This is a genomic window from Nocardia sp. NPDC101769, assembly GCF_044766925.1.
GTDB lineage: Bacteria > Actinomycetota > Actinomycetes > Mycobacteriales > Mycobacteriaceae > Nocardia.
This window is the reverse complement of the sequence record NZ_JBIWMX010000018.1, coordinates 36,572-49,473: the sequence shown is the minus strand read 5'-3', so window position 1 is coordinate 49,473 and position 12,902 is coordinate 36,572. Positions and strand designations below refer to the sequence as shown.

The 12,902-nt window shown below is 68.4% G+C and carries 13 protein-coding genes; 10 read left to right on the top strand and 3 right to left on the bottom strand.

The features are described from left to right. Positions 1-23: 23 nt before the first annotated feature. Positions 24-1,700 carry a fumarate hydratase gene (locus ACIRRA_RS26065; RefSeq protein WP_402773003.1) on the bottom strand — a complete coding sequence of 559 codons (1,677 nt, stop codon included), beginning with the start codon at positions 1,698-1,700 and terminating at the stop codon, positions 24-26. A gap of 279 nt (positions 1,701-1,979) precedes the next feature. On the opposite strand from ACIRRA_RS26065, the gene ACIRRA_RS26060 reads away from it, so the two are divergent. The 7 genes from ACIRRA_RS26060 to ACIRRA_RS26030 all read left to right on the top strand — a co-directional run bounded on the left by ACIRRA_RS26060 (position 1,980) and on the right by ACIRRA_RS26030 (position 7,907). Then, the gene (locus ACIRRA_RS26060) at positions 1,980-2,486 is read left to right on the top strand and encodes a MarR family winged helix-turn-helix transcriptional regulator (protein WP_402773000.1); all 507 of its coding nucleotides are present in this window, start codon (positions 1,980-1,982) and stop codon (positions 2,484-2,486) included. Positions 2,487-2,652: 166 nt separating this feature from the next. Then, positions 2,653-3,546: an STAS domain-containing protein gene (locus ACIRRA_RS26055; RefSeq protein WP_354832015.1), complete on the top strand. Its 894-nt coding sequence runs from the start codon at positions 2,653-2,655 to the stop codon at positions 3,544-3,546. A 13-nt stretch (positions 3,547-3,559) separates the two neighbouring features. Beyond that, positions 3,560-3,949, top strand: a complete 390-nt coding sequence (locus tag ACIRRA_RS26050; protein WP_402772997.1) for an STAS domain-containing protein — start codon at positions 3,560-3,562, stop codon at positions 3,947-3,949. Beyond that, positions 3,939-4,352 carry an ATP-binding protein gene (locus tag ACIRRA_RS26045; RefSeq protein WP_356996859.1) on the top strand — a complete coding sequence of 138 codons (414 nt, stop codon included), beginning with the start codon at positions 3,939-3,941 and terminating at the stop codon, positions 4,350-4,352. Before ACIRRA_RS26050 ends, ACIRRA_RS26045 begins: the two co-directional genes overlap by 11 nt. Continuing rightward, the gene (locus ACIRRA_RS26040; protein WP_402772994.1) at positions 4,345-4,998 is read left to right on the top strand and encodes a SpoIIE family protein phosphatase; all 654 of its coding nucleotides are present in this window, start codon (positions 4,345-4,347) and stop codon (positions 4,996-4,998) included. The genes ACIRRA_RS26045 and ACIRRA_RS26040 overlap by 8 nt, the downstream gene beginning before the upstream one ends. Positions 4,999-5,085: 87 nt before the next feature. Continuing rightward, positions 5,086-7,380, top strand: coding sequence for a SpoIIE family protein phosphatase (locus ACIRRA_RS26035; protein ID WP_402772991.1), 2,295 nt, complete (start codon positions 5,086-5,088; stop codon positions 7,378-7,380). A 197-nt stretch (positions 7,381-7,577) separates the two neighbouring features. Beyond that, positions 7,578-7,907, top strand: a complete 330-nt coding sequence (locus tag ACIRRA_RS26030) for an STAS domain-containing protein (RefSeq protein ID WP_356996858.1) — start codon at positions 7,578-7,580, stop codon at positions 7,905-7,907. Positions 7,908-8,025: 118 nt separating this feature from the next. Here the strand turns inward: ACIRRA_RS26030 and ACIRRA_RS26025 are convergent, their stop codons facing one another. Next, complete coding sequence (locus ACIRRA_RS26025) at positions 8,026-9,063, bottom strand: LLM class F420-dependent oxidoreductase (RefSeq protein ID WP_356996516.1); 1,038 nt, start codon at positions 9,061-9,063, stop codon at positions 8,026-8,028. 126 nt (positions 9,064-9,189) lie between these two features. On the opposite strand from ACIRRA_RS26025, the gene ACIRRA_RS26020 reads away from it, so the two are divergent. Beyond that, positions 9,190-9,828 carry a cyclodeaminase/cyclohydrolase family protein gene (locus tag ACIRRA_RS26020; RefSeq protein WP_402772988.1) on the top strand — a complete coding sequence of 213 codons (639 nt, stop codon included), beginning with the start codon at positions 9,190-9,192 and terminating at the stop codon, positions 9,826-9,828. 203 nt (positions 9,829-10,031) lie between these two features. Continuing rightward, positions 10,032-10,778 (top strand): L,D-transpeptidase, encoded by a 747-nt coding sequence (locus tag ACIRRA_RS26015; RefSeq protein ID WP_402772985.1) that lies wholly within the window; start codon positions 10,032-10,034, stop codon positions 10,776-10,778. A 90-nt stretch (positions 10,779-10,868) separates the two neighbouring features. On the opposite strand, the gene ACIRRA_RS26010 is transcribed toward ACIRRA_RS26015, so the two are convergent. Further along, complete coding sequence (locus ACIRRA_RS26010; RefSeq protein WP_402772982.1) at positions 10,869-11,735, bottom strand: bifunctional 5,10-methylenetetrahydrofolate dehydrogenase/5,10-methenyltetrahydrofolate cyclohydrolase; 867 nt, start codon at positions 11,733-11,735, stop codon at positions 10,869-10,871. 274 nt (positions 11,736-12,009) lie between these two features. Between ACIRRA_RS26010 and ACIRRA_RS26005 the strand changes: the two genes are divergently transcribed. Further along, complete coding sequence (locus tag ACIRRA_RS26005; protein WP_402772979.1) at positions 12,010-12,870, top strand: YdcF family protein; 861 nt, start codon at positions 12,010-12,012, stop codon at positions 12,868-12,870. Positions 12,871-12,902: the final 32 nt, after the last annotated feature.

Sequence of the window (12,902 nt, the reverse complement as noted above, 5' to 3'; positions counted from 1 at the left end):
CCGCATTCGCATGCCTCCTGGCGTCAGACGCGTTCCTTGGACCGCTCGCGCACGCGCAGGGCGATCGGCTTCGAGGTCTCGGCGAAGAAGTCGTTGCCCTTGTCGTCGACGACGATGAAGGCGGGGAAGTCCTCGACCTCGATCTTCCACACGGCTTCCATGCCGAGCTCAGGGTATTCGAGGACCTCCACGGACTTGATGCAGTCCAGCGCGAGTCGCGCGGCGGGACCGCCGATCGACCCGAGGTAGAAGCCGCCGTGCTCCTTGCACGCCTTGGTGACCTGCGCGGAGCGGTTGCCCTTGGCGAGCATGACGTGCGAGCCGCCTGCCGCCTGGAACTGGTCGACGTAGGAGTCCATGCGACCGGCGGTGGTGGGGCCGAAGGAACCCGAGGCGTAGCCGTCGGGGGTCTTGGCGGGACCGGCGTAGTAGACGGCCATGTCGCGCATGTACTGCGGCATCGGCTCGCCCGCGTCCAGGCGCTCCTTGATCTTGGCGTGCGCGATGTCGCGCGCCACCACCAGCGGACCGGTCAGTGAGAGCCGAGTCTTCACCGGGTACTTCGACAGCTCGTCGCGGATCTCCGACATCGGCCGGTTGAGGTCGATCTTGACGACATCGCCGCCGAGGATGGCGTCGGTCTGCTCCGGAAGGTACTGCGCCGGTTCACGTTCCAGCTGCTCGAGGAACACGCCCTCGGGGGTGATCTTGGCCAGCGCCTGGCGGTCGGCCGAGCAGGACACCGCGATGGCGACCGGGCAGGACGCGCCGTGGCGCGGCAGGCGGATCACACGCACGTCGTGGCAGAAGTACTTGCCGCCGAACTGTGCACCGATGCCGAAGGACTGAGTCAGCTTGAAGACCTGCTCCTCCAGCTCGAGGTCGCGGAAGCCGTGCGCAGCCATCGAACCCTCGGTCGGCATGTTGTCCAGGTAGTGCGCCGAGGCGTACTTGGCCGTCTTCAGAGCGAATTCGGCCGAGGTGCCGCCGATCACGACCGCCAGGTGATACGGCGGGCAGGCGGCGGTACCCAGCGAGCGGATCTTCTCGTCCAGGAACTCCAGCATGCGGTCCGGGTTCAGGATCGCCTTCGTCTCCTGGTACAGGAACGACTTGTTGGCCGACCCGCCACCCTTGGCCATGTACAGGAACTTGTACGACGGGTGCGCGGGATCGCCTGCGTTGGAGTACAACTCGATCTGCGCGGGCAGGTTGTTGCCGGTGTTCTTCTCGTCCCACATGGTGATCGGGGCGAGCTGCGAGTAGCGCAGGTTCAGCTTGGTGTACGCATCGAACACACCGCGCGAAATCCATTCCGCGTCATCGGCTCCGGTGAGCACGCCCTCGGACTTCTTGCCCATCACGATCGCGGTGCCGGTGTCCTGGCACATGGGCAGGATGCCGCCCGCGGAGATATTGACGTTCTTCAGCAGATCCAGCGCGACGAACCGGTCGTTGCCGCTGGACTCCGGGTCGTCGATGATCTTGCGCAGCTGTGCCAGGTGCGCCGGCCGCAGGTAGTGGCTGATGTCGTGCATCGCCTCAGCGGTGAGCATGCGCAGCACCTCGGGCTCGACCTGCAGGAAGGTCCGCCCGCCCGCCTCGAACGTGCTCACGCCCTCGGTGGTGAGCAGCCGGTACGGCGTCTCGTCCGTACCGATGGGCAGCAGATCCGAGTACAGGAAATCAGGCGCGGTCACGAATCGGACTCCTCGAGCAGGGCTGGGGCTGGTCAGCCGACGGTTCAAGCAGAGTGACTGTACCGACCCGCGCGTGCGCGCCGATGACCAGGCCCGGCCATCTTCGCTCGTTTCCAATTGCATTCGGTGCTGCGCGCGGCGCGGCAACGGGCACCATGGGTCGTGGTCGAGGACACCGCAATCCGCAACAGGATGCCGCGAACAGGTACATGTTGCACCTTCAACCGAGCGGGTGTTACCTGTGCATGATGCGCTTGTCGGCGGCGGGGAGGATTTAGCATGACACCGGAACCCGGGAGTGGAACTGTGGCCGAACCCCGCTGGCTCGATGATGTCGAGATGCGCGCCTGGCTGGGATTCGTGTTCACCCGCGACCTCATCGCCGCCGCGGTCGGACGCGATTCGCTGCGCGAATCCAACCTGACCTACGTGGAATACACCGTGCTGGCCCGGCTCGCCGACGCCCCGGACCACCGGCGCAGCTTCGCCGAACTCGCGGCTGTGCTGGAGTGGTCGCAAAGCCGGCTCTCGCATCAGATCACCCGGATGGAGAAGCGCGGCCTGGTCGCCCGCGAATCCATTCCCGACGACGCCCGCCGCACCGCCGCGGTCCTCACCGAAAAAGGCGCGGAGGTGCTCGATTCCGCCGCACCCTGGCATGTCGAGAGTGTGCGGCGTCACATGGTGGATGTGCTCGATCGTGGCCAGCTCACGGCGCTCGCCGATATCTACGACACACTGCTGGCCCATCACCGCAGACCGGAAACCCGCGACGAGCACACCTGACCCCGAATTCCCAGCCCACCAGCGTTTGGTTTGGCACCCATCGGGTACTGGGTAAGACTAGGCTCGGCATCGGCTTCCGACGGCGGTCGGCACCGAGCACACGACCCGTTATCGGTCGTAGAAGTGAGCACCCGACCTGGCCTTAGCGAAAGGGGCAGGAGTTTTCATGTCCGACGTGTCCATCGGTCTCTCGGCGGATTCGCTGCCCGCAGGTTCCGTCGACAACCTGCTTCCGCAGCTCGTCGAGCACCTGCGGCAGAACCGCACCGAACTGCGCGAGGAGTGGGCCCGTCGCATCACCGATGCCCAGCTGCTCACCGCCATGACGCCCGAGGAAATCTTCTCCGAGGCCACCTCCGTCTACGACAACTACGTCGAGGTGCTCGAGACCGGTAGCGTCGAAGCCCTGCAGGCCTATGCGCGGGACCTGTCCGAGCGCATCATCCCCAGAGGAGTCGAGACCGACGAGGTCGTCGGCATCGTGCTCCTGCTGCGAGACGTGCTGGCGCGCAGCCTCTTCGAGAAGTACCAGTCCGACTTCGAACTGCTGAAGCTGGTGCTCGACGCCTACGAACCGGCCGCGAACCGCATCGCCAACACCGTGGCCGTGTCCTTCGTGCAGGAGCGCGAGCGCGTAATCCGCCAGCAGCAGGAGGCGATTCGCGAGCTGTCCACTCCCGTTCTCCAGGTGCGTGAGCAGCTGCTGATCCTCCCCATCATCGGCGTGCTGGACTCCCAGCGCGCGCGTCAGCTCACCGAGCAGCTGCTGCGCGCCATTCGCGCCAACCGCGCCAAGGTCGTCGTCATCGATATCACCGGTGTGCCCGCGATCGACTCCACGGTCGCCAACCACCTGGTGCAGACGGTCGACGCGTCGGGCCTCATGGGCGCGAATGTCATCATTACCGGCCTGTCGTCGGAGATCGCGCTTACCCTGGTGACCATCGGCCTGGATCTGTCGAAGATGAATGCCGTCGGTGACCTCCAGGGCGGCATCGAGGAAGCGGAGCGGCTGCTCGGCTACGAGGTGTCGCGCGTCACCGATCGCGACGGACGGTAATCAGGCGGGGCAGATGCCGGTACCCATTCTGAAGCAGGGCACCTATCTCATTGCGTCGGTGCAGTCAGCGCTCACCGACGCGGATACCGAACGCCTGCAAGACGATCTGATGACCTACGTCAGCAGATACCGAGCCCAGGGCATCATCGTCGATGTCACCGCAATCGACGTAATGGACTCCTTTGCCGCCAGATCGCTGCGTACCATCGCCCACATGACCAAGCTGCGGGGCGCGGAAACGGTCATTGTGGGCCTGCAGCCCGAAGTCGCTTTCGCCATGGTGCAATTGGGGCTCACGTTCGAGGACATGCACACCGCGCTGGACCTCGAGGAGGGCCTGTCCTGGCTGAACAAGAAGACGCAGGGTCGAGGCCAGCGAGACGGTCGTGACCGTGGCCGCTGACGACGTGGTGATCGCGGTGAACGTGTCGAACGACATCGTGACCGCTCGGCAAGCGGGGCTGGAGTTGGCTGCCAAACTCGGCTTCTCGCTCTCCGATCGCACCATGATCGCAACCGCCATTTCCGAAGTGGCGCGCAATATCACGAGCTACGCGGGCACCGGGGAGATCCGGCTGGCCGTGCAGGATCGCGACGGCCGGCGCTCGATGGTGGTGCAGGCCAAGGACAATGGGCCCGGCATTCCCGACATTCCGCGCGCGATGGAGGACGGCTTCTCCACCGGACGCGGTCTGGGACTGGGCCTTCCGGGCGCCAAGCGGCTGATGGACGGCATGGTCATCAATTCCAGGCCGGGACACGGCACCCTCGTCGAAATGTGGAAGTGGGTGCCCACCGGTGCGTGAGGACGGTTTCGTCGGCGCGGTCGAATGGGCCGTCGCCGGTCGCGCACTGCCCGGGCAACGGGTTTCGGGCGACCGGTCGGTCGTGCTCGACGCGGGCGGGGGCTCGGTGCTCTTCGCCGTACTGGACGGTCTCGGCCATGGTGCGGCGGCGGCCGACGCGTCCGATCGGGCTGCGCAGGTGCTGGCCGAGAACCGCGCCGAGCCACTGGACGTGCTGCTGCTGCTGTGCCATCGTGCCATGTCCGACACCCGCGGCGCGGCGGTCTCGCTGGCGCTGTTCGACTCTCGCGACCGCGTGCACTGGCTGGGCGTCGGCAATGTCGAATCCCGCATCGTCGCAGCGGCTCCCGGCAAGCCGGCCATCCGCGCCACGGCCCTGCTCTCGGGCGGCATCGTCGGCTACCTGCTGCCGCCGAACCTGCAGCCGCAGACCGTGGCCGTGCGCCCCGGCGACCTGCTGCTCATGTCCACCGACGGCATCACCAGCAGTTTCGCCGACGCCGTCGACCTGTCCAAACCGACCACGGAGATCACCGCCGAGATCCTGGCCCGCCACGCCAAGGACACCGACGACGCGCTCGTGCTCGCGGCCCGCCATCGCGGGCAATCCCATCCGTCCCAACCCATTCCGAGTGTGAAGCCATGAGCGAGAATCCGGCATGAGCGGTCCAGGCCCGGAGGCGGAAGCTTGCGTAACCACGCAGGGCCTCCGCTCATGGCCATGGAGCAGGGCGTGAGTGCGGTACTGGCCGCGTTTCGCGAGGCGTACGCCGCCGCGCTCCGGCTGCACCTGCGCGCCCCCAATCAGAACACCCTGGCCGAGGGCTACGAGCTCGGGCGGCGGGCGCTGGTCGAGGGCGTGAGCATCCTCGACCTCACCGAGCACCACTTCCGGCTGCTCGAACTCGAGGGCCTCGGGCCCGCGCCCGACGGCACCGAGGCGGCGCTGGAGTTCCTGCTGCAGACCATGGCGGCACTGGACGTCGCCACCCGCGGCTTCCTGGACGGGACCAGGCGCTACGAGCAACAGCGTTCGCGTGCCGACGATCTCGCGGGCCGCGACGCCTTCCGCACGGCACTGGTGGAGTCGCTGCAGGACGGCTTCTTCGTCGTCGACGCGCAGGGCACGCTGGTCGAGGTCAACTCGGCGTTCGGCGCGCTCACCGGCTATGGGCCCGACGGCATTCCGTATCCGCTCCCCCACCCCTGGACCGTTCCCGAGGCGCCGCGCTACCCGGATCTGGGCGCCGACGCGGCCCGCTTCGTGATGCCCATCCGCCACCGAGACGGGCGGCAGCTGTGGCTCGCGGTGTCGACGTCCTCGCTGGTGAAACCCGAGAACGGGGAACGGATTTTCGTCGGTACGCTGCGCGACGTCACCGCCGAGCACGACGCCCAGGCCCGCGACCAGGCGGTCTCCCGGCTGGCCACCGCGGTCGGCGCGGCCACCAGCGTGGTCGAGGTGCTCACCGTCGGCCTGGAGGAACTGCGGCGCGCTATCGGCGCGGAGGCCGCGGTGGTCTCGGTCTGGCCCAGCCATCACACCGGCCCGGAACTGTATGTCTCCGAGGACAATCCGTACACCGGCGCGGGCCTGGCCCCGCACGACACCCAGCCCATCCGCCGACGCGGGGACGCCGAGCCGGCCGAGGGCGGCGAATCCCGGCGCGTCCTGGACGCCCGGGCGCGCGCCCTGCTCGACCGTGCCCGCCTACAGCCCGGCCGCACCATGTTCGCCATCCCCGAGGGGGCGTCGAGTTCGGAGGGCATCGTGGCGCCGCTCGGCGAGAGCGGCGACTCGGCGCTGTGGCTGCGCTTCGCCGCGCCACGCGTGATCACACCCGGTGACTGGGCGCTGTTCTCGCTGCTGGTGGGGCATCTGAGTCTGGCCGTGCAGCGGGCGCGCAACTTCGACCAGGCCCGTTCCACCTCGCTCACCCTGCAGCGGGCCATGCTCGGCCCGATCGAATTGCCGCCGCGCTTCTCGGTGCACTACGAGCCCGCCCTGCCCCCGCTGGAGATCGGGGGCGACTGGTACGACGTGGTCCGGCTCGAGGACGGCACCATCGGCGTCGTGGTCGGCGACTGCGTCGGCCGTGGTCTCTCGGCGGCGGTGGTGATGGGCCAATTGCGCACGGCCGCACGGGCTCTGCTGCTGCGCGGTGCGGGCCCGGCCCAGCTGCTGGCCGAACTGGATACGGTCGCCTCCCGCATTCCGGGAGCCATGTGCACCACCGTGTGCGCGGCCATCCTGGACCCGGTGCGCGGGCTGGTGCGCTATTCCAATGCCGGGCACATGCCCCCGGTGCTGGCCGAGCCCGGCAAACGCGGCCGGCTGCTGGAGGGCGGTCGCGCAGTCCCGTTGGCCACCTTCGATATTCCGCGCCGCCCGGAGGCCACGACGGCCATGGCGCCGGGCTCCACCCTGGTCCTGTTCACCGACGGCCTGGTCGAGCAGCGCGGGGTCGACATCGACGACCGCTTCGTCGAACTCGCCGACGAATTGTCGCGCGTGGCCGGGCAATTGCCGCGCGAGGTGGCCGATTCGGTGCTGTCGCGGCTGCGGCCCGCCGCCGGCTACGACGATGACGTGGCCATGGTCGTCTACCGGCAGCCGCCCGGGCCGCTGCGCCTGGACGTGCCCGCCGAAGCCCGTGAGCTGTCCGGCATCCGGCGCGCGCTGCGGTCCTGGCTCGCCGCCGCCGCGGTGCCGCACGACACGGCGGTCGACCTGGTCGCGGCCGCGAACGAGGCCTGCAGCAACAGCATCGAGCACGCGTACCTGGGCAGCGAGCCCGGCCGGGTACGGCTCAACGCGGACTGTGGCGTGGACACCCTCACCATCGTGGTGTCCGATACCGGTGTGTGGCGGCCGCTGCCCGCGGATCCCGGTCACCGGGGCCGCGGCATCGCCATGATGCGTGCGCTCACCGATGATCTCGACATCGACAATTCCGGTCCGGGCACCCGGGTGCGGATGTCGGTGCGACTGATGGCCGTTTCATTTTCGGCGGGCGGGCGCATGTGAATCTGGGTCCGCCGGCACAAATTCGGCGGGCGGTTTCGGAGGACTCCGAAAGAGTGCGGTAGCTGCGGTTTTCGCTACAACGCCGGCTACCGAACCAGTACCGATGTGGTAGACGATGCAGCACGAACGGACGGATCATGGCAGATTTAACAAACGTGACCAACACTTCCGGAGACGGCTATCCCTTCGCCGAAACGATGACCACCTCGGTCACCCCGCACGCTGAGGCCACCGTGCTCACCGTGACCGGTGAAGTCGATCTGGCGACCGCCCCCGCCCTCGAGAACGCGATCGACGCGGCCCTCGCGGGCAAACCCGCCGCACTGGTGATCGACCTGTCCGCGGTCAGCTTCCTGGCCTCGGCGGGCATGGCGGTGCTGGTGGGCGTCCACAAGCGCGCCGGGGGCACCCGCCTCGTGGTGGTGGCCGACGGGCCCGCCACCAGCCGCCAGTTGAAGATGACCAGCCTGGACCAGGTGTTCTCGCTGCACTCCACCCTGGACGAAGCGCTCAGCGCGCTGCGCTGAGGGCATTGCCCGCAAACCGCGCTGAGGGCATTGCCCGCAAACCGCTGAGGCCCGCCCGTAAACGACGAAGCCGAGTCCGGTTCGTTCCGGACTCGGCTTCGCGGCGTTCACGGCTCGGTCAGAGGAGCTCGCGCAGCTGTTCGATCAGCTTCACGCGCTCGGCCGGGGTGCCGGCCATCGGGACCACGTTCAGCACGGTGACACCGGCCTCGCGGAAGGCCGCGATTCGCTCCTTCACGAATCCGGCCGAACCGATCAGGTTGATGTCACGGACCAGATCGTCCGGAACCACCTTGGCGGCCTCTTCCTTGCGGCCGGCCAGGTACAGCTCCTGGATCCGGTCGGCCTCGGCGCCGTAGCCGTACTTGGTGGCCAGCGCGTGGTAGAAGTTCTTGCCCTTGGCGCCCATGCCGCCGATGTAGAGGGCCAGGTGCGGCTTGACCCCGTCGCGCCAGCTGTCCACATTGTCGCCGATGGCCAGCGCGGGACCGGCGAACACCTCGAGGTCACCCCGTGCCGGATCGCGCTTGGCCAGACCGGCTTTCAGCGAGTCGCCCCACACCAGGTCGGCCTTCTCCGGGAGGAAGAAGATGGGCTGCCAGCCCTCGGCGATCTCGGCCGCCAACTCCACGTTCTTGGGACCCAGCGCGGCCAGCAGCACCGGAATGTTCTCGCGCACAGGGTGATTGATGAGCTTGAGCGGCTTGCCCAGGCCGGTGCCCTGCCCCTCGGGCAGCGGGATGTTGTAGTACTTGCCGCTGTGCTCAAGGCGTTCGCGCTTCCAGACCTTGCGGCAGATCTCGAGCACCTCACGGGTGCGGCCGATGGGGGCGTCGTAGTTCACGCCGTGGAAGCCCTCGATCACCTGCGGGCCCGAGGCGCCCAGGCCCAGGATGAAGCGGCCGTCGGAGACGTAGTCCAGACCCGCCGCGGTCATGGCCGTCAGCGTGGGCGTGCGGGTGTAGAGCTGCAGGATGCCCGAGGCCAGCTGCACCCGGTCGGTCTTCGCGGCCAGGTATCCGAGCGCGCTCACCGCGTCGAACGAATACGCCTCGGGTACGAACACGATGTCGAGGCCCGCCCGTTCGAGGTCGGCGACCTCGGCGGCGGTCTCCTTGAAGCCGTCGGTGTAATTGATCGACAGTCCGATACGCATGTCCGGGACCTTACCCACCGGTCGGCACACCGACAGCGGGCGGGTTGCCGCGCGCGGCCGCGCGAACGGTACGGTAGGCGGCGAAATCACCCGAATTCCCCGTACTGCCAAGGGAGGCCACCCCTCATGACTCAGGACACCACCACCTTCGGTGATTCGACACTGCGGGGGTACCTGGGTGAACTGGCCGCCAAGGTGCCCGCCCCCGGCGGCGGCGCGGTCGCGGCGCTGCACGCGGCCCAGGGCGCGGCCCTGGTCGCCATGGTCGCGCGCTACACCACCCGGGCCAAGGATGCCGAGAATCGCCCGGTCATCGACCGCATCATCGAGGCCGCGGACGTGGCCCGCGAGCGCTCCCTGGCCCTGGCCGACGCCGACGCCGCCGCCTTCACCGCGGTCGGCGCGGCCTACAAGCTGCCCAAGGAGTCCGATGCCGAGCAGGCCGCCCGCGGCGAAGCCATCACCGCCGCGCTCCTGCAGGCCGCCCGGGTGCCCACGGCCGTGGTGGCCGAGGCAGACGAAATCGTCTCCCTGGCAACGGAATTGCTGCCCATCGGCAACCCGAACGTGGTGACCGACATCGGCGCGGCGGCCGACTGCGCCCGGTCCGCGGCCGCCAGCTCACAACTGAACATCGCCATCAACGTGACATCGCTGGACGGTACAGCCGCCGCCGAGTTCGCACCGGTGCTGAAGCAGATCGAGGAGGTCATCGCCCGCGCCGATGCCCTGCACAACGACGTGGTCGCGGCCATCACCCGCTGACCGTCGCGAATCGGCCGCACTGTGCCCCGTTCCGTTATGGAACGGGGCACTGTCATTTTTCGCCCCTCTACCTGGCGATACGAACTTCGCATAACCCCCACGCCGTGACAAAGGTTACGAACCGGGTACATTTCCAGATGGGACTGATGATCGAGTCATAGTCTGAGAAACCCTGCCCCACACCCTCTCGAAGGGATGGAAGAATGCGGAAAGCGATTCGCTCTCTGTTCGTCGCAAGCTTCGTCGCCGCGGCGGCCGCGTTCGGAACCGGAGCCGCGGGTGCGGCCGACGTAACGCCCAATCTCCCAGCCGTCCAAGCCATTACGCCGGCCTCAGGCCAGGTGGTGGGCATCGCGGCCCCCGTAACCGTCCAGTTCGCCGCCGCGGTCACCGATCGCGCCGCCGCCGAACGCACCGTCGACGTCCGCGCGCAGGACTCCCTCGCCGGCCACTTCACCTGGATCGACGACCGGCAGCTGATGTGGCAACCGGCGAACTTCCTGCCCACCAGCTCGCCGATCACGGTCCTCGCCGGGCGCGAGCACATCAAGTTCCAGACCAATGGCGGTACCAGCGCCGACGCCGACATGTCGGCGCACACGTTCACGGTCTGGGTGGACGGCGTCGCCCACACCATGCCCGCCTCGATGGGCAAGCCGGGGCGCGAAACTCCGGTCGGAACCTTCCCGGTGCTGTCCCGTGAGCGCTCGGTCACCTTCGACTCCCGGACCATCGGCATCCCGCTGAGCGATCCGGAGGGCTACCTGATCACCGGCGAGTTCGCCGAGCGCCTGACCTGGGGTGGCGTCTACGTCCACTCCGCACCCTGGTCCGTGGATTCCCAGGGCAACTCGAACGTCAGCCACGGTTGCATCAACCTCGCCCCCGCCGACGCCGAGTGGTACTACGACAACGTCTCCGTCGGCGACCCCGTCACCACCCACTGGTGAGTCCGAGAGCACCGGTCAGCACAAGATCAGGGAGCTCTCAGCCGGGAATCCGCCGATTCCCCGCGCTGAGAGCTCCCTGATTCTCTGTTGTCAGCGTCCGTTCTCGGCGGCCTGGACCACGTGGCGCATGAGGAGTGCGGTGGTGACCGGGCCGACGCCGCCGGGGACGGGGCTCAGGGCGGCGGCCTTGCCGGTGACCGAGGCCGCGTTCACGTCGCCGGTGATGTTGCCGTTCTCGTCCTCGTTCGTGCCGACATCGATGACGACCGCGCCCTCGCGGACGTGGTCGGCGGTGATGAGGCCCGCGCGGCCGACCGCGGCGACGACGACGTCGGCGGCCGAGGTCACCGCGGGCAGGTCGGTCGTGCGGGAGTGGGCGATGGTGACGGTCGCGTTCTCGGCGAGCAGCAGCTGAAGCAGGGGCTTGCCGACCACATTCGAGCGGCCGACGACCGCGACATGCCGACCGGCGAGCGGGATCTCGTGGAACTTGGCCAGTTCCACGACCGCCTCGGAGGTGGCGGGCGGGAAGCCGCCCGCTCCGCCGCTCCGCGGTCGGCCCGCGGCGAGCAGGCCCAGTGACAGCGGGCTGACGCCGTCCACATCCTTCTCGGCGGCGATAGCGGAGCTGACGTCGTCGAGGCCGACGCCCTCGGGCAGCGGGGTCTGCAGCATGATGGCGTCCACCGACGGGTCCTGCGACAGCTCGGTGAGCTTGGCGCGAATCTCCTCGGCGGTGGCGTCGACACCGAGATCGACGTTCTCGCAAGCGATTCCATTGCGCTCGGCGGCACGGTTGAGGGACTTCACGTACCAGGCGCTGGCCGGGTCGTCGTTCGGGATCACGAGGGCCAGGCGGGGGGCGGCGCCCTGCTCGGTGAGGGCGGCGGCGCGCTGCTTGGTGTCGGCGTTGATGGCGGCGGCGAGTTCCTTGCCGATGAGCGAAGTCGTATCCACGGATGCACAGCTTATCCCGAGCCCCGCTCGCGCCATCCTCGCGCACACCGGCGGCCGGGCGGGCGATGTGTTCCGGGGCCGGTAGGTACTGCGGCACGCTCCGCGCGCACTCCCACCATGACTTCGCACAAAACCCCGAAATCAGTCCGGCAAATACACGACAACCGAGGTGGTCAGTCGTATCGTGTCCCCATTCGGCATACAGACAATAGCCAGCTAATTCCATGGATAGCAGGCAACCGCAATGCGTGACAGCCCCGAAAGGTCGACAGCAGTGCAGATCGCCAAGCGTCTTTCCACCCTGCTCGCGGGGGCGGTCGCCGCCCTCACCATCCTCGGCAGCGGCGCGGCGCACGCGGACCCCGCGGCGCTGTACAACTCCGCGCAGGATAATTTCGCCGCCGGCAACGAGGCGGCCGGGCTGGCCGACCTGCGCCAATTGCTCAGTGAATCACCGAATGACGCGCAGGCGCTGGCGCTGCAGGCGATCTGGTCGGACTACACCGGCGACATCATCACCCGCGAGTTGGCGCTGAACCGCCTCAACGGCGTCGACGGCCGGCTCGCGGACGGCACCCGGAATCTGTTCCGGGCCATCGGCGCCGCAGTGGGCACGCTGCCCAATCCGATTCCGGCCATCGCGGGACCGCAGACCGGCATCGCGGTGCTCGGCTACGGCCTGCTCCCCGACGGGTCCATGCGGCCCGAGCTGGTGAACCGGATGCAGGCGGCCTGGCTGCAGGCGATTGCCTCACCCATGTCGCCCATCCTGGTGACCGGCGGCAATCCGCAGAACGGGATCACCGAGGCGGCGGCCATGCAGGGCTGGCTGATCGGGCACGGCATTCCAGCCAGCCGCATCCTGGCCGACCATCGCGCCGAATCGACCGTGCAGAACGCGCTCTTCGGCGCGCAGATGCTCGAGGACGCGGGCGCGACCAGCGTCATTGTGGTGACCTCCCCCAACCACATTCGCCGCGCGGTGGCCGACTTCATCGTCGCCGGGATCCCGGTCATCGGCGCGACCACCTCCCTCGAGCAGTTCGTCTCGCAGCTGCCGCCGCCCGCGCGCAGCGGCCAGCGCGGCATCTACCTCGACACCATCCGCACCCTGCGGCTCCCCGCCGAACGCTGATCCCCCGCGCCCGGACCCCCGCTCGAACCGGG